This window comes from Streptomyces sp. NPDC059080 (assembly GCF_042739975.1).
GTDB lineage: Bacteria > Actinomycetota > Actinomycetes > Streptomycetales > Streptomycetaceae > Streptomyces > Streptomyces benahoarensis.
Genome location: NZ_JBHYGX010000006.1, coordinates 149,907 through 170,900 on the forward strand (window position 1 = coordinate 149,907; position 20,994 = coordinate 170,900).

The following is a 20,994-nucleotide window of genomic DNA, read 5'->3' on the forward strand; positions in this document are numbered from 1 at the left end:
CCACGCGAACCCTGAGGGGGACGTACCGGGCCCGTGCCTCCTGTGACCAGTCGCCCCCGCCGCTCAACAGGGGGCGGAACAAGGGAAGCCAGCGCCAAGGGGCACGATTGCGTCCGCGAGGTCACCTATGCGGGCGATGCTGGAAGGAAATCGTGTGAGCCGGATCTCGGTCCGGGGATTCGCCGTGGCCTCCGCCACCGCGGTCACCACCGTCGGCGCCGTAGTCGGCGTCGCTGCAGGCAACCAGCCGGGCTTGGATGGCAGCAACACCCAAGCCACGGCAGCCGACGCGACGATCGCCGACCTCCCCGCGGGCCAGCAGGCCCAGGTGCAGACGGCTTCCCTGACACAGCAGGCGGACGCCCAGTCCACCCAGGCCGATGCGGCAGCCCTCAAGTCCGCGCAGGAGTCGGCACGCAAGGCCGCCGCGCAGACCGCGAAGGAGAAGAAGGACGCCGCGGACGAGGCGAAGGCCAAGGCCGCCGCCGAGGCGCGGGAGAAGAAGAAGCTGGAGGCGTCGCGCTCCGCGGCCCGTGATGCCAGCGACTTCGTCGCCAAGGGCTCGTACACAGTTGCTGAGACGCAGGCCATCGCGCGACAGATGGTCCCGGCCGATCAGTTCCAGTGCTTCAGCAACATCGTGAACCACGAGTCCACCTGGAACTACCGCGCCACCAACGCCTCCTCCGGCGCCTACGGTCTGGTCCAGGCACTCCCCGCCAGCAAGATGGCCTCCGCGGGCGCCGACTGGCAGACCAACCCGGCCACCCAGATCAAGTGGGGGCTGAACTACATGAACGGCAAGTACGGCAGCCCCTGCGGCGCCTGGAGCTTCTGGCAGGCCAACAGCTGGTACTAGACGTACCCCGGCCTCCGGCTGCACCTCACGTACGCCCCGAAACCCCCGACCGCGTCAGCGTCGGGGGTTTCGTGTGTCCCGCACAGGTAACGTCGTCCCGTCAGGAGTGGGGGGCGGGAGGGGAAGAGGAACGACATGTCCAGATTGCCTCAATGGGTCGGCGGTCTCGGCGCCGGTCTGACGCGGCTCGCGCACCGGCTGGAGGAACAGCGCCGCCGGGCGGAAGCCGCGGCGGCGGCCGAGGACGCGGAGGCGCTGCGGCGTGACGGGAGTCCCCGGCCCCCGGGCTGGACGGATGCCGCCGCGGCCTCGGGGGGAGCGCGGCCGGGGCCTGAAGCGCCTGGGGTGGGGGAGGCGTCCGCGGCGGCGAAGGGGGCCGTGGCTCCGGGGGCCGCTGCTCTGGAAGCTGCTGCGCCGGGGGCCGTGACGCCCGTGGCCGCGGCGCCGGCGTCCGGGAGTACCGTGCCCCCGTCCGAGGGGGAGGCGGGTGCGGGCCGTGCGGCCGCCGTCCCCGCGCCGCCCGCGTACGCTCCGGCCGTTGCCGCGCGGCCCGATCCGGCGTCGGCGGTGCCGTGGGGGGTGCGGGTCGCCGCCGAGGCGGGGTGGCGGCTGCTGGTGCTGGCCGGGACGCTCTGGGTGCTGGCCCAGGTCATCACCACCATCGAGCTGGTCGTGCTGGCCTTCGTCGCGGCGCTGTTGATCACCGCGCTGTTGCAGCCGACGGTTGCCTGGCTGCGGCGCCGGGGGCTGCCGCGCGGCTTCGCCACCGCGCTGACCTTCATCGGCGGCTTCGTCATCATGGGCCTGGTCGGCTGGTTCGTCGTCTGGCAGGTGCAGGCCAACATCGACTCGGTCTCCGACCGTATCCAGGAGGGCATCACCGAGCTGAAGGGCTGGCTGCTCAAGAGCCCGTTCCATGTGACCGAGAGCCAGATCAACAACATCGCCAAGAACCTTCAGGACGCGGTCGGCGCCAACACCGAGGCCATCACCTCCGCCGGTCTGGAGGGCGTCACCGTCGTCCTTGAGGTGTTGACCGGCATCCTGCTGGCGATGTTCACCACGCTCTTCCTGCTCTACGACGGCCGGCGGATCTGGAACTGGATGCTGAAGCTGGTCCCGTTCGCCGCCCGCGAGGGTGTGGCGGGCGCCGGGCCGCGCGCCTGGCGGACGCTGACCGCGTACGTCCGCGGCACGGTGCTGGTCGCCCTGATCGACGCGTTCTTCATCGGCACCGGGCTCTACTTCCTCAAGGTGCCGCTGGCCGTGCCGCTCGCCGTCTTCATCTTCCTGTTCGCCTTCATCCCGCTGATCGGCGCGGTGGTCTCGGGCGCGCTGGCATGTGTCGTCGCGCTCGTCACCCAGGGCATGTTCACCGCGCTGATGGTGCTCGCGGTGGTGCTGGCGGTGCAGCAGATCGAGGGCCACATCCTCCAGCCGTTCATCCTGGGCCGCGCGGTCCGCGTCCACCCGCTCGCGGTGATCCTCTCCGTCGCGGCGGGCGGCCTGATCGCCGGTATCGGCGGTGCGGTGGTCGCCGTCCCGCTGGTCGCCGTCACCAACACCGTCGTCGGCTACCTCCGTTCGTACTCCCTGGAACAGGCGGTACGGATGGCGCCGCAGCCGCGCGGCGCCACGGCGATCGGGGTGGCGCCGACGCCGGCGCGGCCGCCGTCGCGGGACTGACCGACCGCTCCGGAGACGCGAAGAAGCCCCGTGGACCCAACGGTCCACGGGGCTTCTTCAAGGTGCGCGGTGCGCGGGCGGATTACTCCGCCAGGGCGGCCTCGGCGTCGAGGGTGGCGCCGACGGCCTGGAGGACGGCGGCGATCTTGACGGCCTCCTGGATCGTCTCGCGGTCCACACCGGCCTTGCGGAGCACCTGCTCGTGCGAGTCGAGGCACATACCGCAGCCGTTGATGGCCGAGACGGCCAGCGACCACAGCTCGAAGTCGACCTTGTCCACGCCCGGGTTGCCGATGACGTTCATCCGCAGACCGGCGCGCAGCGTGCCGTACTCCGGGTCCGACAGCAGGTGCCGGGTCCGGTAGAACACGTTGTTCATCGCCATGATCGCGGCGGCGGACTTGGCGGCCTGGTACGCCTCGGGGGAGAGGTTGGCCTTGGCCTCCGGCTCCAGCTCGCGGAGCACCTTCGGCGAGCGCGAGGCGATCGCGCAGGCCAGGACGGTGCCCCACAGCTGCTGCTGCGGGAGGTCGCTGTTGCCGATGACCGAGCCGAGGTTCAGCTTCAGGTCCTTGGCGAAGTCCGGTACGGCGGACTTCAGTTCATCGAGAGCCATGTCGGATCAGCTCACTCGCCCGAGAGCAGCGCGACCGGGTCGAGGGTCTCGTCGCCCTTGGACCAGTTGCAGGGGCACAGCTCGTCGGTCTGCAGGGCGTCGAGGACCCGCAGGACCTCCTTGGGGTTACGGCCGACGGAGCCGGCGGTCACCATCGTGAACTGGATCTCGTTGTTCTGGTCGACGATGAAGACGGCGCGCTGCGCGAAGCCGTCCTCGCCCTCGATGCCCAGGTCGCGCATGAGCTCGTGCTTCGAGTCGGCGAGCATCGGGAAGGGCAGGCCGGTCAGGTCCGGGTGGTCCTTGCGCCAGGCGTGGTGCACGAACTCGGAGTCGCCGGAGAAGCCGAGGACCTGGGCGTCACGGTCGGCGAACTCGTCGTTCAGCTTGCCGAAGGCGGCGATCTCGGTGGGGCACACGAAGGTGAAGTCCTTCGGCCACGCGAAGACGATCTTCCACTTGCCTTCGTAGGTCTTGTGGTTGATCTGCTCGAACTCCTTGCCGGATTCGAGCGAAACGCAGGCGGTCAGATCGAACTCGGGGAACTTGTCACCGACAGTGAGCACGCGCTCTCCTTGCAACACCGGAAGTCCCTTTTTAGGGCATTCCTTGAGGGTTGGACGGATAACACAGTGCCATACGGGGTATTGATCAGGGAAATAGCCAGAGTTGTTGATGTTGATTGGATGAGGTTATCAGTGCTGTTCGGGGGCGTTCTGTGTGCCGGTGAGCGGTGTCGGTGCGCCGAAAATCGGTCTACGGGTGCGGGGGAAGCGCCGTGGAAGAGGCCGGAACCGGTGGGCGCCGTCGTTCGGGCGGCGGCTCCGTAGACTGGAATGTGTTGATCGGAGGTGGTTGTCAGTGGCGTCGCCGGTGAGCGGGGGCCGGGCGCGGCAGCCGAGTCTGGCGCAGCTGCGGGCCTTCGTGGCGGTCGCCGAGCATCTGCACTTCCGGGAGGCGGCGGCCGAGATCGGGATGAGCCAGCCCGCGCTGTCCGGGGCGGTGTCCGCGCTGGAGGAGACGCTCGGCGTGCAGCTGCTGGAGCGGACCACGCGCAAGGTGCTGCTCTCCACCGCCGGGGAGCGCGTCGCGGCGCGGGCCCGTGCGGTGCTGGCGGCCGTCGGGGATCTGCTGGAGGAGGCGGAGGCGGCCCGCGCGCCGTTCACCGGAGCGCTGCGGCTCGGCGTGATCCCCACCGTCGCGCCGTATCTGCTGCCGACGGTCCTGCGACTGGTCCACGACACCTACCCCGACCTCGACCTCCAGGTCCACGAGGAGCAGACCGCCTCGCTGCTGGACGGGCTCGGGAACGGGCGGCTCGACCTGCTGCTGCTCGCGGTGCCGCTCGGCGTCCCGCAGATCACCGAACTCCCGCTGTTCGACGAGGACTTCGTCCTGGTCGCGCCGAAGGAGCACTGGCTGGGCGGGCGCGGCGACATCCCGCGGGAAGCGCTCAAGGAGCTGGATCTGCTGCTGCTCGACGAGGGGCACTGCCTGCGCGACCAGGCCCTCGACATCTGCCGGGAGGCCGGGCGCGAGGAGGGCGTGCCGGTCACGACCAGCGCGGCGGGCCTGTCGACGCTGGTCCAGCTGGTGGCCGGCGGCCTCGGCGTGACGCTGCTGCCGCGTACCGCGCTGCGCGTGGAGACCGCCCGTAACGACGAGTTGACCACCGGGTACTTCGCCGATCCGGCGCCCGCCCGGCGGATCGCGCTGGCGATGCGCAGCGGCGCGGCGCGCCAGCGCGAGTTCGAGGAGTTCGCGGCGGCGCTGCGGGTGGCGATGCGGGGGTTGCCGGTGCGGATGGTGGAGGCGGGGACGGGGGACGGGGGCGCCGCGTCGTAGACGCTCGGGCCCGGGAGGGGCTCGGCCCGGGGCGCCCGGCCCCTCGCGCCGTGAGCCGACCGGCCCGCCCGTTCACTCCGTCCGCAGCCCCTCCGGCCGCATCATCCGCCACAGGGGCGGCAGGCTCAGGGCCGTGACGAAGAGGATCACGCCGCCGCCGATGCCCGTCATCCCGGCCACCACCGGCCAGTCCACCCGTACCTCGGCGTGGATCATCCGCAGCAGCAGTGCGCCGAGCAGCAGACCGCAGCCGACCGCGAGGGCCAGGCCGAGCAGGACCGGGATCGCCGTCTGCCACAGGACCGACCAGCTCAGCGCGGACCGGCGGACGCCGAAGGCGTGGAGGGAGGAGAGGATCCGGCGGCGTTCGTGGAGCTGTTCCACCGTCGAGATGATCAGGCCCGCGCCGATCAGCAGCAGGGTGACCGCGGCGGCGGCGAACAGGCCGTTGCGGACGCCCGAGTAGGCCCGGTCGTGCGGGTTGTCCACCGCGGAGCTTTCGTACACCGCCGGGGTGACCTGCGCCAACGCGGTACGGATGCGTTCGACGGCGTCCGGGACGGAGCGGTCGAAGCCGACGCGCAGCGCCATGTCGCCCATGCCCAGGCGGCGGACGTCGACGGTGGACGGGGTGGCCAGGACGTCGTAGCGGTGGTCGTCCGGCCCCTGGCCCGTATACAGGAGCCGGACCTGACGGGCGTCGGCGGGGACCGTCCACGGGTGCGGGGTGGCGCGGTCCTCCGGGGAGAACGCCGGGTTGAGGTCGAGGGCGGCGCCCGGCCGTACCGCCTTCGTGTCGCGGCCCTGTGCCACGAAGACGTCGCCGTCGCGGCAGGAGTCCAGCGCGGCCACCCGGCGCAGTTCGGCGCAGCTGCCGACGGCGAGGTTCGGGAAGCTGTCGCTGCTGGGCAGGGTGTCCGCGGCGGCCTCGATGACGCCACGGGCGTCCGTCACCCCCGGCGTGGCGCGCACCGCCGTGAGCGCCCGTTCGGTCTGCCGCCAGCTGTCGGCCTGCGCGGTGTAGCCGAGCCGGGGCAGCGCGCCGGAGCGGGCGTACGCCTCGGCGAAGCCGAACTGCATACCGGTGAAGAGCATGTGGATGGCGATGGCCCCGGCCACCGCGACGGTGATGCCGCTGACCGCGCGGGTCGCCGAACCCCCGGCCAGCTGGAGGCGGCGGATGGCCAGCTGCCAGGGCACCGGGCCGCCGCGCAACCGGCACACCACCGCCTCGACCAGCCACGGCAGCAGCGCCGTGACGCCGAGCAGCAGCAGCATCGAACCGACGGCCAGCTCCGCGGTGTTGGCGGGGGTGTCGTCCCAGCCCTGCCGCCGGAGCAGCGGGACCAGCAGCGCCGCGCCGAGCACCGGCGGCAGCAGCCGCCACCACAGCCGGCGGCGCGGCGCGGGCCGCCGGTGCACCACACCGAGCGGATCGACCGTCACCCCGCGCTGCGCGAACAGCGCCACCAGGACCGAGACGGCCGGGACGAGGACGGAGATCAGCGCGGCGGGCAGCGGGCCGGGCCGGATGTCGGCGGGGAAGACGTTGACGTCCCACAAGGTGATCGCCCCGGCGGTCTGCCGGGCGGCGAGGAACAGCGCGGTGCCGCCCGCCAGCCCCAGCGCCGAGCCGAACAGCGCCTCACCGGCGGCGACCCGGCGGGTGGTGGCGATGTCCGAGCCGAGCAGCCGCAGCGCCGCCAGCCGCCGTTCGCGCTGGTCGTTGCCGAACCGCGCGGACGTGCCGATGAAGACCGTCACCGGCGTCAGCAGCGCCACACACGTCATGATCACCAGCAGGGTGCCCTGCGGGCTCAGCGGGCGCGGGGTCCAGCTCTTGCCGAAGTGGTCGATGCGGTGCCAGTCGGGCGGGCGCAGCGCCGTGCCGCCCGCGACATAGGTCAGCTCCGCCGGGCCCTGGAGCCCCGCGTCGCCGATGACGCCGGTGACCTTGTACGGGAGCCGCTGCCGCAGCAGGGCGCTGCCCGGCTCGGCCAGCAACTCCTTGAGCGCCGGGGAGACCCGCATCTCGCCCGGCCCGGGCAGACGGTCCATGCCGGGCGGCACCGGCGGGTGCGTACCGTCGGGCTGGACCAGGCGGCCGCGGATCCGCTCGCCGTGGAAGACGGTGTCGGCGCTCGCGTAGCGCACCGTGGTGTCGCCGCGCGGCGGTTCGTGCAGCTGGCCCAGGTTCTCGCGGGCCTTCTCGCGGCCGTGCCAGGCGTTCATCAGCGTCGGTACGGACGCGCCGATCAGCAGCACGGCGACGCCGAGGGCCACGCCGACCGCCGTCAGGGCCGTACGCGTCCAGCCCTCGCGGCCGCCGCCCGCGGCGAACCGCATCCCCATCAACAGATCGCGGCACCAGCCACGCGCCCGGACGGGCACGGGAGCCGCGGGAGTGGTCACCGCAAGCCCGCCAGCAGGTCCTTCACCTTGCCGTCGCGGACGGTGATCTCGCGGTCGGAGTAGGCGGCGACGCGGGTCTCGTGGGTGACGAGGACGACGGCCGCCCGGGTCTCGCGGGCGGCGTCGGTCAGCAGCGTCATGACGCGCTCGCCGTTGAGGGAGTCCAGGGCGCCCGTGGGCTCGTCGGCGAAGACGACCCGGGGGCGGGTGGCGAGGGCGCGGGCGACGGCGACGCGCTGGCCCTGGCCGCCGGAGACCTCTCCGGGGCGCTGCTTTTGGACGTCCTCGATCTCCAGCCGCTCCAGCCACTCCCGCGCCTGCCGCTCGGCCTCCTTGCGGCGGGCGCCGTTGAGGCGGAGCGGCAGAGCGACGTTCTCCAGGCAGGTGAGTTCGGGGACGAGTTGGCCGAACTGGAAGACGAAGCCGAAGTCGGTGCGGCGCAGGGCGCTGCGTTCGGCGTCGCTCATGGTCGTCAGGTCGCGGTCCCCGTAGCGGACGGTCCCGCTGTCCGGCCGGACGATCCCCGCCAGACAGTGCAGCAGCGTCGACTTCCCCGAGCCGGACGGGCCGAGGACGGCGACGACCTCACCGGGGTGGACCGAGAACTCCGCGCCGTCCAGCGCGGGCGTGGCGCCGTACGCCTTGTGCAGAGCGCTCGCGGCGAGCAGTGAACCGTCAGGCGTCATTCGTGCACCGTCTGCGCCAGGCCGTCGAGCCGGGCGGCGGTCAGCTCCAGCCAGCGCAGGTCGGCCTCCAGGTGGAAGAGCGCGTGGTCGCAGATCAGCTGGTCGGCGAGGTCACCCTGGCGCTTGCGCTCGGTGAGCCCGCGCATCAGCCGCAGATGCTCGGCCCGCTGGGTGTCGAGCAGCTCGGCGGCGTCCCGCCCGGTCATCAGCGCGAGAACGACCTTGGTGTACAGCGTCGACTGGAGATACGGTTCCGGCTTCTCCGGGCGGCTGAGCCACTGCCCGACGTCGGTGACACCGGCGTCCGTGATCGCGTACCGCTTGCGCTCGGGTCCCGCACCGGCCTCGACGCTGTCCACCTCGACCAGACCGTTCTTCAACAGTCGGGACATCGTCGAGTAGACCTGCCCGTAGTGCAGCGGACGGTCATGCCCGAAGTGCTCGTCGAAGGTCCGCTTGAGGTCGTAGCCATGGCGGGGACCGGACTCCAGAAGGCCCAGCAGCGTATGACCGATTGACATGGCGACCACCTTACGTCGTGGGTGTATCCGGGGTGTATACGCTCGATTTATACGTACCCGGTACGGGCACGGGAACGCCCCGCGCGGCCCGGTCGCCCGGGCCCCGCGGGGCGCGTTCCACGCGGCGGCGCGGTCACTCCGTGCGCAGGCCGTCCGGGCGCATCAGCCGCCACAGCGACGGCAGGCTGAGCAGCGTGACGAGGAGGACCAGTAGGCCCCCGGCGAGCGGCAGCGGCCAGATGCCCGACCAGTCGTAGTCGGCCTTGCCCGCCATCCGCAGCAGCCCGGAGCCGAGCCCGAGCCCGGCGGCCACCGCGAGGGCCAGCCCCAGCGCGACGGGCACCGCCGTCTGCCACAGCACCGACCAGGCGAGGGTGGAGCGGCGGGTGCCGAAGGCCACCAGCACCGACAGCAGCCGCCGCCGCTCGCGCAGCTGCTCCAGGGTGGTGACCAGCAGCCCGGCGGCGACCAGCGCCATCGTCACGGTCGAGCCGAGCAGCAGCCCGGTGTGCACGCTGGCGTACTGCGCATCGCTCTCGGTGTCGTGCACCGTCGAGACGGACACCTCCGGGCCCAGCGCGGCGGCGGTGTTGCGGACGTGTTCCTCGGCGTCGGGCACCGCGGGATCCGTACGGATCAGGACGCGCGCGTACGGGTCCTGGAGCCGGGTGGCGTCGAGGGCGCCGGGGGTGGCGAGGACACCGAGCGAGAGGCCGCCCGTCGGGTCCTTGCGGGCGGTGACCTCGCGGGTCCGTTCCGGGACGGTCCACAGGCGGGGCGCGCCGATCGGCTTGCCGGTGTCCCCGTCGGCGTTGAGCAGGACCTGCCCGCCGGGGCGGGCGGCGGCGCGGACGGACTCGGCGTCGGACGCCAGGCCGCCGTGCACGGCGAGGAAGACGTCGCCGTCGCGGCAGGGGCCGGTGTCCGCCACCTCGCGGAGCGAGGCGCAGTCGCCGACGGTCAGCGGGGCGCCGGGCGGGAAGTCCTCGCCCTTGCCCAACGGACCGGGCCGGGTCACGTGCGCGTCGATCAACGCGCGCGTGTCGCGGATGCCCTCGGTCCCCGCCAGCCGCGCGATGCCGCGGCGGAGGCCGGCGGTGGTGGACTCCGGCAGTGACACGGACATCTGGGCGCGGCTGGAGTCCTGCCCGGTGCGCTGGACGAAGTCGCTCTGGAGGGCGGAGACCAGCAGTTGCAGCGCCAGCGCCCCAGCCACCGCGACGCAGATGCCGCTGACCGCGCGGGCCGCGCCGCCGCCGCTCAACTGGAGCCTGCGGACGGCCAGTTGCCAGGCGACCGGGCCGCCGCCGAGCCGGTTGACGACCGCCTCGACTGCCCACGGCAGCAGCGCCGTGACGCCACACAGCGTCAGCGCCGCGCCCACCGCGACCGGGTAGACGTCGCTGCCGCTCTGCCGCGGGTCGAGCCGCCCGCCGAGCAGCAGGACCGCCGGGCCGCCCACCAGCAGCGGGAGCCGCCACCACAGCCGTCGGCGCCGTACCGTACGGCCGCGGACCACGCCGAGCGGTTCGATGGCGACGCCGCGCAGCGTGAAGAGGGTGACCGCGAGGGCGGCGAGAGGGACGGCCACCGCGATCAGCGCGGCCAGCGCCGGGAGCGGCGTGACGTCGGCGGGGAAGGCGTTGATGTCCCAGAGCGTGACCGACCCCGCGCACGCACGGCAGACCAGGAACAGCGCGGTGCCCAGCACCAGTCCGCACAGCGCGCCGAAGAGCGCCTCGCCCGCGGCGATCCGGCGGGTGGTGGCGACGTCCGCCCCGACCAGCCGGAGCGCGGCCAGCCGCCGGTCGCGGCGGTCGCCGCCGAAGCGGATCGCGGTGGCGATGAAGACGGCCACCGGCATCAGCAGCACCACGCACGCGATGATGATCAGCATCAGCAGCATGGGGCTCATCGGCGGCCCGGGCTCGTCGGCGCCGAAGTGGGTCAGGCGGAACGCGCCGTTGTCCACGGTGAGGGTGTCGCTGGTCAGGTAGTACGCCAGCTCCTTCGGGCCGAGCAGCCCCGCGTTCTCGATGGTGCCGGTGATCACGTACGGCAGCCGCTCACGCAGCAGGGCGCCGTCGGGCGAGGCCAGCAGGGAGCGCAGGGCGGGGGAGACGACCATCGTGCCGGGGCGCGGGTACGCGGTGACGCCCGGCGGGAGCGGGGCGTCGGGCCCCTCGGGGCGTACCCGGGTGCCGAAGACCCGCTCGCCGCGGAAGACGGTGCCGTCCTGGTCGGCGAGCACGGTACGGGCGGCGGCGGGCGGCGGCTCCTCGCCGTTCAGCAGCTGACGGGCCATGGCCCGCTCGTGGCGGCCCTCCATGAGGTGCGGCACCGACGCGGCGCCGAGCAGCAGCAGGACGCCGAGGCCGACGCCGACGGCGGTCAGCAGCGTACGGGTCCAGCCCTCGCGGCCCCCGGCAGCGGCGAACCGCAGCCCCATGCCGAGGTCGCGGAGCCGGACGGCCGGGCCGTGCGGAGGTACGGGACGCCGGTGCGGTGGGTGCGTCATACGGCGGTCACCGCTTCCCTGACCTTGCCGTCCCGGACGATGACCTCGCGGTCGGAGTAGGCGGCGACGCGGGTCTCGTGGGTGACGAGGACGACGGCCGCCTGTGTCTCGCGGGCGGCGTCGGTCAGGAGGCCCATGACGCGTTCGCCGTTGAGGGAGTCGAGGGCGCCGGTCGGTTCGTCGGCGAAGACCACGCGGGGGCGGGTGGCGAGGGCGCGGGCGACGGCGACGCGCTGGCCCTGACCGCCGGAGACCTCACCGGGGCGGCGTCCGGCGACGGGGTCCACCTCCAGCCGCTCCAGCCAGCCGCGCGCCTGTGCCTCGGCCGCCTTGCGCGCCACCCCGGCCAGCCGCATCGGCAGGGCGACGTTCTCCAGGCAGGTGAGTTCGGGGACGAGTTGGCCGAACTGGAAGACGAAGCCGAAGTCGGTGCGGCGCAGGGCGCTGCGTTCGGCGTCGTTCATGGCGGTGAGGTCGCGATCGCCGTAGCGGACGGTGCCGCGGCCGGGCTGGACGATCCCGGCGAGGCAGTGCAGCAGCGTGGACTTCCCGGAGCCGGACGGGCCGAGGACGGCGACGACCTCACCCGGGTGGATCGAGAACTCCGCGCCGTCCAGCGCGGGCGTGGCGCCGTACGTCTTGTGCAGACCACCGGCGTGGAGCAGCGAGCCGGACGGGGTCATGGGCGGGCCTCCGTGGGTGCGGGCAGGGGACGACCTTCGGGCATGCGCCGCACTCTACACGAGGTGTATACATCGCGTGTATAGGGAGAAGGATGGCCGTGGTTGGCCCTGGTTACGGGGTCGCTCCGGCCGCGTCCGGCCCCTGCCCCTTCGGCGGCCGCCCCCGCCGCGGCGGCCCGCCCGCCCCACGCGGCAGCCGGCCCGCGTCCGCCAGCGCCCTCCGCAGCAGGAACTCGATCTGCGCGTTGGTGCTGCGCAGTTCGTCGCCCGCCCAGCGGGCCAGCGCGTCGTGGATCAGCGGGTCCAGCCGCAGCAGCACCTGCTTGCGCTGCTGCGGCCGTCGCGCGGGTTTGCGGGCGCCGCCGCCCGCTCCCTCGGGGCTCTCGTCACTCACTGGTAGAGCGAGCCCGTGTTCAGCACCGGCTGGGCGGCCCGGTCGCCGCAGAGCACCACCATCAGATTCCCGACCATGGACGCCTTGCGCTCCTCGTCCAGCTCGACGATGCCCTGCTCGCTGATGCGCACCAGCGCCTGCTCGACCATGCCGACCGCGCCCTCCACGATCTGCTGCCGCGCCGCGACCACCGCACCCGCCTGCTGCCGCTGGAGCATCGCCGAGGCGATCTCGGGCGCGTACGCGAGGTGGCTGAAGCGGGACTCGATGATCCGCACGCCCGCCGCCTGCACCCGCGCGGTCAGCTCGGCGGCCAGCTTCTCGGTGATCTCCTCGGCGTTGCCGCGCAGCGACAGGGCGTTCTCGTCGTGCGCGTCATAGGGGTACTCGATCGCGATGTGCCGGACCGCCGCCTCGGTCTGGGTGGCGACGAACTCCAGGAAGTCGTCCACCTCGAAGAGCGCCTGCGCGGTGTCCTCGACCTTCCAGACGACGATCGACGCCAGCTCGATCGGGTTGCCGTACGCGTCGTTGACCTTCAGTACCGCCGTCTCGTGGTTCCGCACCCGAGTGGAGATCTTCCGCGCGCTGGTCAGCGGGTTGACCCAGCGCAGCCCGTCGGTGCGGATGGTGCCGACGTACCGGCCGAAGAGCTGGATCACCCGCGCCTCGCCCGGCGCCACCATCTTCACGCCGGTCATGCAGAAGAACGAGGAGAGCAGCAGCAGGATGCCGACGATGATCAGCGGGGCGGCGACCGCGGGGCTGCCGCCCGAACCGGCGACGCCGCCGCCGATGATCATCGCGATGCCGAGGAAGACGCCGAGCACGGTCAGCAGCAGCGCCAGACCGCCCGGAATGCTGTGCGCGGCCCTCTCGCGGACCTGCGGGGCGGGCATCTCGGGCGCATCGGCGAGCGGTGCGCCGTCTCTGGGCGGGGTGACGGGTGTGGTCTCGGACATGGAAGCCCCGTTTCTCGTGACGCGCCCGGGTGCCGGACGCGGGGTCGGTGGCGCACCCGGGCGGTCCCCGGGTGCGATCTCACCGACGCATCAAAGTGATATCACTTTAATGCGTCGCCCCGTCCGATGCGCAACCCTGCGTCTGCGGTTCCGTCACGCCGGGTGCTGTTTGTCACGTAGGAAAAGCCCTTGATCGATGAGTATTTGGGGGCAGATGCGGTGTTAGCTTCAACAGCTGACCCAGCTGGGGGCGGTACGAGCGAAAGTGACGGGAGCCATGGGCCGAGCGGACGCGACACGAGCGCGGCAGGGGAGCCGCGGGGCCGGGCCCCGACGCCCGAAGGGCCGGATACGCCGCCTCTTCACCTGGAAGAAGATGCTCGGCACCTTCTTCGGGATATGCCTGCTCGGCATAGCCGCCGCCTTCGGCCTGTACTACTACGTCGACGTCCCCGCGGCGGGCACCGAACTCGCCACCGCGCAGAGCAACGTCTACAAGTACGCCGACGGCAAGGTCCTCGCCCGCACCGGCAAGTTGAACCGCGAGAGCGTGCCGCTCAGCAGCGTGCCCCTGAAGGTGCAGCACGCCTTCGTCGCCGCCGAGAACAAGACCTTCTACGACGACTCCGGCGTCGACCTCAAGGGCACCTTCCGCGGCATCTACAAGACCCTCCGCGGCGAGGGCAAGCAGGGTGGCTCCACGATCACCCAGCAGTACGTCAAGAACTACTACCTCAGCCAGGAGCAGACGGTCTCCCGCAAGCTCCAGGAGATCGTGATCTCCCTCAAGGTCGACGCCGAGAAGGGCAAGTCGGAGATCCTCGACGGCTACCTCAACACCAGCTACTACGGGCGCGGCGCCTACGGCATCCAGGCCGCCGCCCAGGCGTACTACCGCAAGGACGCCGGACAGCTCACCGTCTCCCAGGGCGCCTATCTCGCCTCGCTGCTCCAGGCCCCCAACCAGTACGACTGGGCGCTGGCCACCCCGGACGGCAAGAAGCGCGCCCAGGCCCGCTGGGCCTACACCCTCGACAACATGGTCGAGATGAAGTGGCTCTCCCAGGCCGAGCGCGACCAGCAGAAGTTCGACGTGCCGAAGGACCCCAAGCCCCAGGAGGGCCTGACCGGCCGCACCGGCTACCTCGTCAAGGCCGCCAAGGACGAACTCTTCGCCCACGGCGTCGACGAGAAGAAGTTCGAGCTGGGCGGCTGGACCGTCACCCTCGGCATCGAGAAGGACAAGCAACTCGCCCTGGAACAGGCCGTCAAGCGCAAGCTCACCGACGACCTCGACCCCAAGAGCCGCCAGGTCGACCGGGACGCCCAGCTCGGCGCCGCGTCCGTCGACCCGAAGACCGGCCACATCGTCGCGCTGTACGGCGGCGCCGGCTACACCCAGCACTACGTCAACAACGCGACGCGCGACGACTACCAGCCGGCCTCCACCTTCAAGCCGCTGATCCTCGCCACCGCCCTGGAGAACCACGCCACCACCCAGGACGGCCGCCCGATCACGCCCGACACCCCCTACGACGGCACCAACCGGCGCCCGGTCACCGGCGGCACCGCGCCGTTCGCGCCGCCCAACGAGGACCAGCGCAGTTACGGCAACATCACCGTCCAGAAGGCGATGAACAACTCCGTCAACTCGGTGTTCGCGCAGATGGGCGCCGATGTCGGCCTCGACAGCCTGAAGAAGACCGCGACCTCGCTGGGCATGAATGGCGCCCGGATGGACGTCCAGCCCGCCATGACCCTCGGCAGCATGGGCGCCAGCCCCGTCCAGATGGCCGGGGTCTACGCGACCTTCGACAACCACGGCCGGAAGGTCACCCCGACCCTGGTCACCAAGGCCGAGCACGCCACCGACCCGAAGCCGGATCTGCCGGGCCCGATCGGCGACCAGGTGCTGAGCCGGAAGACCGCCGACACCGTCACCTCCGTGCTGCGCGGTGTGGTCGACGACGGTACGGCCACGGCGGTGCAGGACACCTCGTACCAGGCGGCGGGCAAGACCGGCACCTCCGACGACAACAAGTCGGCGTGGTTCGTCGGCTACACGCCCAAGCTGGTCACCGCCGTCGGCATGTTCGGCGAGGCCGCGGGCGGTAAGCAGGTCACCCTCCGCGGCACCGGTGGCGGCGGCCGCGTCAACGGCGGCGGCTACCCGGCGCAGGTCTGGGCCGCCTACAACGCGGCCGCGCTCGGCTCCGGCGCCGGAGCCACCTTCCACCTGGACGCCGACTCGGGCATGGGCGTGGCCCCGCCGCCCCCGACGACCGACACCGCCCCGCCGTCGGAGACGCCGTCGGGCACCCCGACCGAGACGCAGCGCCCCTCGGGCACGCCGTCCACCGACCCGACGCCGACCGACTCCGGCGCCCCGACGCCCACCGACACCGGCTCGCCGCCGACCGACCCCGGCACCGGCGCCCCCAACGGCGGCACCACCGGCGGTCCGGGCGGCAACGGCGGTCAGAGCAACGGCGGCCAGAGCAACGGCGGTAACAACGGCACCGGCGGCACGGGCAACGGCCCCGGCGGCGGCCCCGGTGGCCTCACGGGCTGAACTGACCGGCCCCCCGCACAGCCCGCGGCCCCCGCCTCGTACTCACGTACCCATGAGGCGGGGGCCGCGGCCGTGCGGCGGCCGGGATCAGCCGCCGTCGACCTTCTTGGCGATCCGGTCGCCGAGCTCCTTGTCGACGTTGCGCCAGTACTGCAACGCCCGCTCCAGCACCGGCTTGCTCACGCCGTTGAGCAGATGCCCGCCGACATTGCTCACCAGCCGGGCGCGCGCCGCGTCGTCCAGCACCTTGCGGACCATCGTCCCCGGCTGCCCGAAGTCGTCGTCGTCCCGGCGCTTGGTGTATGCCTCGCGGACCAGCTCACCGGCGGTCTCCCAGCCCACCGGGTCCTTCGACTCCTGTGTGGCCGCCGCCGGACCCCCGTAGGAGTTCGGCGCGTACGGCCGGGCCGCCCGCGACGGATCGAACCGCATCGGCCCGTCCTTCGCGTACGAGTGGACCGGGACGTGCGACCGGTTCGGCGGCAGCTGCGCGTAGTTCGGGCCGATCCGGTACCGGTGCGTGTCCGGGTACGAGAACAGCCGCCCCAGCAGCATCTTGTCCGGCGACGGGCCGATGCCCGGCACGAGGTTCGACGGCTCGAACGCCGCCTGCTCGATGTGGATGAAGAAGTCCTCCGGGTTCCGGTTGAGCGTCATCCGCCCGACCTCGATCAGCGGGTAGTCGCCGTGCGGCCACACCTTCGTCAGGTCGAACGGGTTGAACCGGTAGTCCGGCGCGTCGTCGAACGGCATGACCTGCACATACAGCGTCCATGACGGGGCGTTGCCGCTCTCGATCGAGTCGAAGAGGTCCCGGCGGTGGAGGTCACCGTCCGAACCGGCGAGCCGGTCCGCCTCCTCCTGCGTGAGGAAGTCGATGCCCTGGTCGGTCTTGAAGTGGTACTTGATCCAGAACTTCTCCCCTCCGGCGTTGACCCACATGTACGTGTGCGAGCCGTAGCCGTTCATGTGCCGGTACGTCTTGGGGATGCCGCGGTCGCCCATCAGCCACGTGACCTGGTGCGCGGATTCCGGCGACAGCGTCCAGAAGTCCCACTGCATGTCGTTGTCGCGCAGCCCGTTGTCCGGGCGGCGCTTCTGCGAGCGGATGAAGTCCTGGAACTTGATCGTGTCGCGGACGAAGAACACCGGGGTGTTGTTGCCGACCAGGTCGTAGTTGCCCTGCTCGGTGTAGAACTTCAGGGCGAAACCGCGCGGGTCGCGCCAGGTGTCGGGGGACCCCTGCTCACCGGCGACGGTCGAGAAGCGGGCCAGCATCTCGGTCGTCTTGCCCGGCTGGAAGAGATCTGCCTCGGTGAACTGGCTGACGTCGTTGGTGACCTTGAAGAAGCCGTACGCGCCGCTGCCCTTGGCGTGCACCACCCGCTCGGGGACCCGTTCCCGGTTGAACTGGGCCATCTTCTCGATCAGGTAGTGGTCGTGCAGCAGGATCGGACCGTCGCGGCCGACGGTCAGCGAGTTCTCATCGCTCCCGATGGGGATACCGGCGTTGTTCGTCGTGCGCGGGACGTTCTGCGCGGGGCTGGACATGGAGGAGCGCCTCCGTTTCGACGGGGGAAGTGGGGGAGTGGGGGGTCAGTCAGTCCCTTTTGTCCACTCAAGCAGTCAACGCCGCCGACGGCCTGTCGGCAACCCTTGCCCGCTGACCGTGCCCCTGATGGCCCCGGAACGGCAGGCGCCCGGCCCTTACGGGACGCCGCCCCGGGAGGCGCCCGGCCCGGATCGCTCCGCCCGGCCCTTACGGGACGCCCCTACGGGCCACGCACCCCGCGGCCCCCGCCGCACATGACGGAGCCCCGCCCGGCTGCCCGGACGGGGCTCCGTACCGCCGCACGCGCCATGCGTCCGGCCGGGTGATCAGCGCGGTGCGGCGCCCGGCGGCATCGACAGCTCGAACCACACGACCTTGCCCATGCTCAGCCGGGTGGCGCCCCAGCGCCGCGCCATACGGTTGACGAGATACAGCCCGCGCCCGCCCTCGTCCGACGGTCGCGCCTGCCGCAGCCGCGGCAGCTGAGGGACATCGTCACCGACCTCGCAGCGCAGCACATCCGTCCGCAGCAGCCGCAGCGTCACCGGCCGCTCCGCGTACCGCACCGCATTGGTGACCACCTCGCTGACCAGCAGCTCCACCTGATCCGTCAGCTCCTCCAGGCCCCAGCGCGACAACGCCCGCCGGGCCAGCCGACGCGCCTGCCCCGCCGTCTGGGCCTTCGGATCGAGATACCAGTACGCGACATCGCTGGGCGCTATCCCGTCGAACCGCGCCGCCAGCAACGCGATGTCGTCATCGCGGTCGCCGGGCCCCAGCATGTCCAGCACCTCGTCGCAGAGCGGCTCCAGCGGCGGCGGATTCGGGCCCGTCAGCCGCGCCGTCTCCGCCAGCCGCTCCCGCAGCTGCTCGATGCCGGTCCACACGTCCCGGATCCGCGACTCCACCAGACCGTCGGTGTACAGCACCAGCGTGGCCCCCGCCGGGGCGTCCAGCTCCACCGCTTCGAAGTCGACACCGCCGACCCCGATCGGCGCGCCCGCCGGGACCCGCAGCACCTCGGCCCGGCCGCCGCGGTGCAGCATCACGGGCGGCGGATGTCCCGCGTTCGCCACGATGATGCGGTGCGCCACCGGGTCGTACACCGCGTACAGGCACGTCGCCATGCGGTCCGAACCCAGCCGCTGCGCCTGCTCGTCGAGGTGGTGCAGCACCTCCTGCGGCGGCAGATCCAGACCGGCCAGCGTCTGTGCCGTCGTCCGCAGCTGCCCCATGATCGCCGCCGACGTCATCGAATGCCCCATGACGTCCCCGACGACCAGCGCCACCCGGCTGCCCGGCAGCGGAATCGCGTCGTACCAGTCGCCGCCCACCCGCGCCGTCTCCGCCGCGGGCAGATAGCGGCTCGCCAGGCGGACGCCGGTGGGCTGCGGCAGCGAGTCCGGCAGCATCGTGCGCTGCAGCGCGTCGGCGATGTACGCCTCCCGGCCGTAGAGCACCGCCTTGTCGACACCGAGCGCGGTGTGCGTCGCCAGCTGCGCCGCGACCAGCAGATCGTCGCCCTCGAACGCCGGACGGTCCGGGCGGCGCAGGAACACCGCCGCGCCGATCACCCGGCGGCGGCCACGCAGCGGCGCCAGGATCACCCGGCGCCCGCCCGGCAGTTGGGTGCCGTCGCCCAGCAGCTCCGGCAGCGCCGTCCGCGCCGCCGGGACATCGCCGAACAGCGGCCGCACCCCGCGCAACACCTCCGCCAGCGGCCCGCCGGTCAGCACCTCGGCCAGCTCCGCGGCGCTGCCGCCCATCGCCGGGCCCAGATCCGGCTGCGCGGGCAGCACCGGCAGCCGGATGCCGTTGGTGTCCGGCTCCTCCGGGATCCGGTCGGTACGCCGCAGCCGCAGCACCATCGGGCCGGTCGGCCGCTCGTCGCCCACCGGCAGCGGATCGCGCAGATACACCAGGATCGCGTCGGCGAACGTCGGCACCGTCGCCCGGCAGAGCCCCAGCACGATCTCGTCGAGGTCGATGCCCCGGGCGATCCGCCGGGTGGCCGCGCCGATGAACCGCAGCCGGTCACCGCCCGCCTGCCGGGCCGCCGCCACCTCGTCGCCCTCGCCCGGATGGTCCGCCCGGGCCGGAGGCACCGGCGCCGCACCCTCGCCCGGCACCACCGCGCCGCCCGCCGGACCCGTGGGCGGCGGGACGAACGCACCGGACGGCCCGTCGTCGCCCGGCGGCCGCGACCGGCCACCCTCCCGCGGCCGCCCGATGCCCTCGGCCGGTACGTGGCCGGTGCCCGGCCGCGGCTCACCGGGGCGCGGCTCGCCCTGCTCCGGCGGCTGCGCCCCGCCGACCGCGCCGCGCGCCGCGAGTCCGTCGTCGTACGGGGCGTGCCCGCCGGACGTACGGGGACGGCCGTGGCCCGCGACCGGCTCGCCGTCGCCCGGCCCGGCACCGGCCGTGACCAGCGGGGCGTCCGGCGGTCCGGCGGCCGGGCCGCCCTCGCCGCGCACGGCGGAACCGGCCCCGGGCAGCGGCGCGAAGCCTGCCGCCCCCGGCTGCTGGAGGGCGCTGCGCGGATCGGGCACCGCGCCGAACGGCGCCGAGGAGCCCGGGCCCCGCGCAGGGGACGCCGAAGGAGCGGCAGGCGGGACCGGCTGCCGCAGGTGGTGGGAGGTTGGGTGCTCCGTCACGCGTGGGATTCCATCCGTCCGGGGCTGCGCGCCCGACGCGCCGCGTGTCAAGTGCGCCGGGGCGACGCGCCTGACCCGCTGCGTCTCAAGCGCGTCGCAGGTGCAGAAAGAGCTGGATCTCGGGTGGTACGTCCGTACTGGCCGGGGCGTACGCGTAGGAATCCTCCCCGGCGATGTCGAAACCCGCGTCGCGCACGACACGGCGCAGGTCCTCGCGCAGGAAACCCGATACCCGGATCGAGTTGCCCAGGAACGGAATCGTGAAGTCGTCCACATCGGCCTCGACCATGGACAGGGCCATCACCCCGCCCGGCCGTAGCAGATCATGCAGCATCCGCAGCGCGTAGGGAATCTCCGCGCGCGGCAGCATCAGCAGGGTGAAGTACGCCGTGATCCCGTCGAACGACCCGGGGCCGCCCAGCGAACCGCTGCGCAGCTCCGCGACGTCCAGCAGGTGGAACTCCGCCTTGGGGACGTTGTCCCCGGCCAGCTTGACCATCGCGGGGGAGAGGTCGATGCCCACCACCCGGTGGCCCGCCTCGGCGAGCTGATGGGAGGTGGGCAGACCGGTGCCGCAGCCGACGTCCAGCACCCGCGAGCCGGGCGGCAGTTCACCGGCCAGCCATGCGGCGGACGACACCTGTCCGTCCTTGTACGGGAACGCTTCGTCGTAGCGGTCGCCGATCGCGTCGAACGCCTCGGCCTGACCCGCCCGGTCCAGCGTTAACCGGTTCAGGCCCTCGTACTTGTCGTAGCTGTCAGCGCTCACGACCTCGCCTCTCCTGCGACCGCGGTCAAGTTCGGTTGTTTGGGGTGGAGTTGCGCCTGTGCAGTCTCGCGGAGGACGATCCTACGGTTCGTGGCCCAGGGCACAGCAAGGGGGGCTCGGCGCCCCTGCCCGCCAAGCGGGCGGAGGAGTTGCCCCTGGGGGGGGGGGGGGGGCCCGCCCCCCCCCGGGGGGGCACGGGAGACAGGGCGACCCCCCGCAGAGCGGCGATGGACCCGGGGCCCCGGGGTCGCGGCCCGGGGGCCAG

At 72.6% G+C, this 20,994-nt stretch carries 16 protein-coding genes; 4 read left to right on the forward strand and 12 right to left on the reverse strand.

The features are described from left to right. Positions 1–154 precede the first annotated feature (154 nt). Positions 155–859 carry a lytic transglycosylase domain-containing protein gene (locus ACFWWQ_RS06985; protein ID WP_384591356.1) on the forward strand — a complete coding sequence of 235 codons (705 nt, stop codon included), beginning with the start codon at positions 155–157 and terminating at the stop codon, positions 857–859. Positions 860–994: 135 nt separating this feature from the next. Continuing rightward, positions 995–2,545 carry an AI-2E family transporter gene (locus ACFWWQ_RS06990; RefSeq protein WP_384591359.1) on the forward strand — a complete coding sequence of 517 codons (1,551 nt, stop codon included), beginning with the start codon at positions 995–997 and terminating at the stop codon, positions 2,543–2,545. Between the two features lie 82 nt (positions 2,546–2,627). Here ACFWWQ_RS06990 and ACFWWQ_RS06995 read toward each other — a convergent pair whose 3' ends face one another. Both ACFWWQ_RS06995 and ACFWWQ_RS07000 read right to left on the reverse strand, forming a co-directional pair. Then, a complete protein-coding gene (locus tag ACFWWQ_RS06995; protein ID WP_384591362.1) occupies positions 2,628–3,161 on the reverse strand; it encodes an alkyl hydroperoxide reductase in 534 nt (177 codons plus the stop codon). Positions 3,162–3,172: 11 nt separating this feature from the next. Continuing rightward, positions 3,173–3,727, reverse strand: a complete 555-nt coding sequence (locus ACFWWQ_RS07000) for a peroxiredoxin (protein ID WP_384591365.1) — start codon at positions 3,725–3,727, stop codon at positions 3,173–3,175. A gap of 295 nt (positions 3,728–4,022) precedes the next feature. On the opposite strand from ACFWWQ_RS07000, the gene ACFWWQ_RS07005 reads away from it, so the two are divergent. Beyond that, positions 4,023–5,006, forward strand: a complete 984-nt coding sequence (locus tag ACFWWQ_RS07005; RefSeq protein ID WP_384591368.1) for a hydrogen peroxide-inducible genes activator — start codon at positions 4,023–4,025, stop codon at positions 5,004–5,006. Positions 5,007–5,078: 72 nt separating this feature from the next. Here ACFWWQ_RS07005 and ACFWWQ_RS07010 read toward each other — a convergent pair whose 3' ends face one another. From ACFWWQ_RS07010 to ACFWWQ_RS07040, 7 genes are all read right to left on the reverse strand, one after another. Continuing rightward, on the reverse strand, positions 5,079–7,358 hold the full coding sequence (locus tag ACFWWQ_RS07010; RefSeq protein ID WP_384591371.1) for an FtsX-like permease family protein: 2,280 nt from the start codon (positions 7,356–7,358) through the stop codon (positions 5,079–5,081). A 56-nt stretch (positions 7,359–7,414) separates the two neighbouring features. Next, complete coding sequence (locus ACFWWQ_RS07015; RefSeq protein ID WP_384591374.1) at positions 7,415–8,104, reverse strand: ABC transporter ATP-binding protein; 690 nt, start codon at positions 8,102–8,104, stop codon at positions 7,415–7,417. Further along, positions 8,101–8,625 (reverse strand): PadR family transcriptional regulator, encoded by a 525-nt coding sequence (locus tag ACFWWQ_RS07020; protein ID WP_384591377.1) that lies wholly within the window; start codon positions 8,623–8,625, stop codon positions 8,101–8,103. The genes ACFWWQ_RS07015 and ACFWWQ_RS07020 overlap by 4 nt, the downstream gene beginning before the upstream one ends. A 133-nt stretch (positions 8,626–8,758) precedes the next feature. Then, on the reverse strand, positions 8,759–11,143 hold the full coding sequence (locus tag ACFWWQ_RS07025; protein ID WP_384591380.1) for an FtsX-like permease family protein: 2,385 nt from the start codon (positions 11,141–11,143) through the stop codon (positions 8,759–8,761). Further along, positions 11,140–11,826: an ABC transporter ATP-binding protein gene (locus ACFWWQ_RS07030; protein WP_384591383.1), complete on the reverse strand. Its 687-nt coding sequence runs from the start codon at positions 11,824–11,826 to the stop codon at positions 11,140–11,142. Before ACFWWQ_RS07030 ends, ACFWWQ_RS07025 begins: the two co-directional genes overlap by 4 nt. A gap of 112 nt (positions 11,827–11,938) precedes the next feature. Next, positions 11,939–12,220 carry a hypothetical protein gene (locus tag ACFWWQ_RS07035; protein ID WP_384591386.1) on the reverse strand — a complete coding sequence of 94 codons (282 nt, stop codon included), beginning with the start codon at positions 12,218–12,220 and terminating at the stop codon, positions 11,939–11,941. Continuing rightward, positions 12,217–13,182 (reverse strand): SPFH domain-containing protein, encoded by a 966-nt coding sequence (locus ACFWWQ_RS07040; RefSeq protein WP_384591389.1) that lies wholly within the window; start codon positions 13,180–13,182, stop codon positions 12,217–12,219. The genes ACFWWQ_RS07035 and ACFWWQ_RS07040 overlap by 4 nt, the downstream gene beginning before the upstream one ends. 277 nt (positions 13,183–13,459) lie before the next feature. On the opposite strand from ACFWWQ_RS07040, the gene ACFWWQ_RS07045 reads away from it, so the two are divergent. After that, positions 13,460–15,754, forward strand: a complete 2,295-nt coding sequence (locus ACFWWQ_RS07045; protein ID WP_384591392.1) for a transglycosylase domain-containing protein — start codon at positions 13,460–13,462, stop codon at positions 15,752–15,754. 87 nt (positions 15,755–15,841) lie between these two features. Here the strand turns inward: ACFWWQ_RS07045 and ACFWWQ_RS07050 are convergent, their stop codons facing one another. The 3 genes from ACFWWQ_RS07050 to ACFWWQ_RS07060 form a co-directional block, all read right to left on the reverse strand. Beyond that, positions 15,842–17,305 (reverse strand): catalase, encoded by a 1,464-nt coding sequence (locus ACFWWQ_RS07050; RefSeq protein WP_384591395.1) that lies wholly within the window; start codon positions 17,303–17,305, stop codon positions 15,842–15,844. Between the two features lie 327 nt (positions 17,306–17,632). Then, complete coding sequence (locus ACFWWQ_RS07055) at positions 17,633–19,960, reverse strand: SpoIIE family protein phosphatase (RefSeq protein WP_384591398.1); 2,328 nt, start codon at positions 19,958–19,960, stop codon at positions 17,633–17,635. A gap of 85 nt (positions 19,961–20,045) precedes the next feature. Further along, complete coding sequence (locus tag ACFWWQ_RS07060; protein WP_384591400.1) at positions 20,046–20,729, reverse strand: class I SAM-dependent DNA methyltransferase; 684 nt, start codon at positions 20,727–20,729, stop codon at positions 20,046–20,048. Positions 20,730–20,994 lie beyond the last annotated feature (265 nt).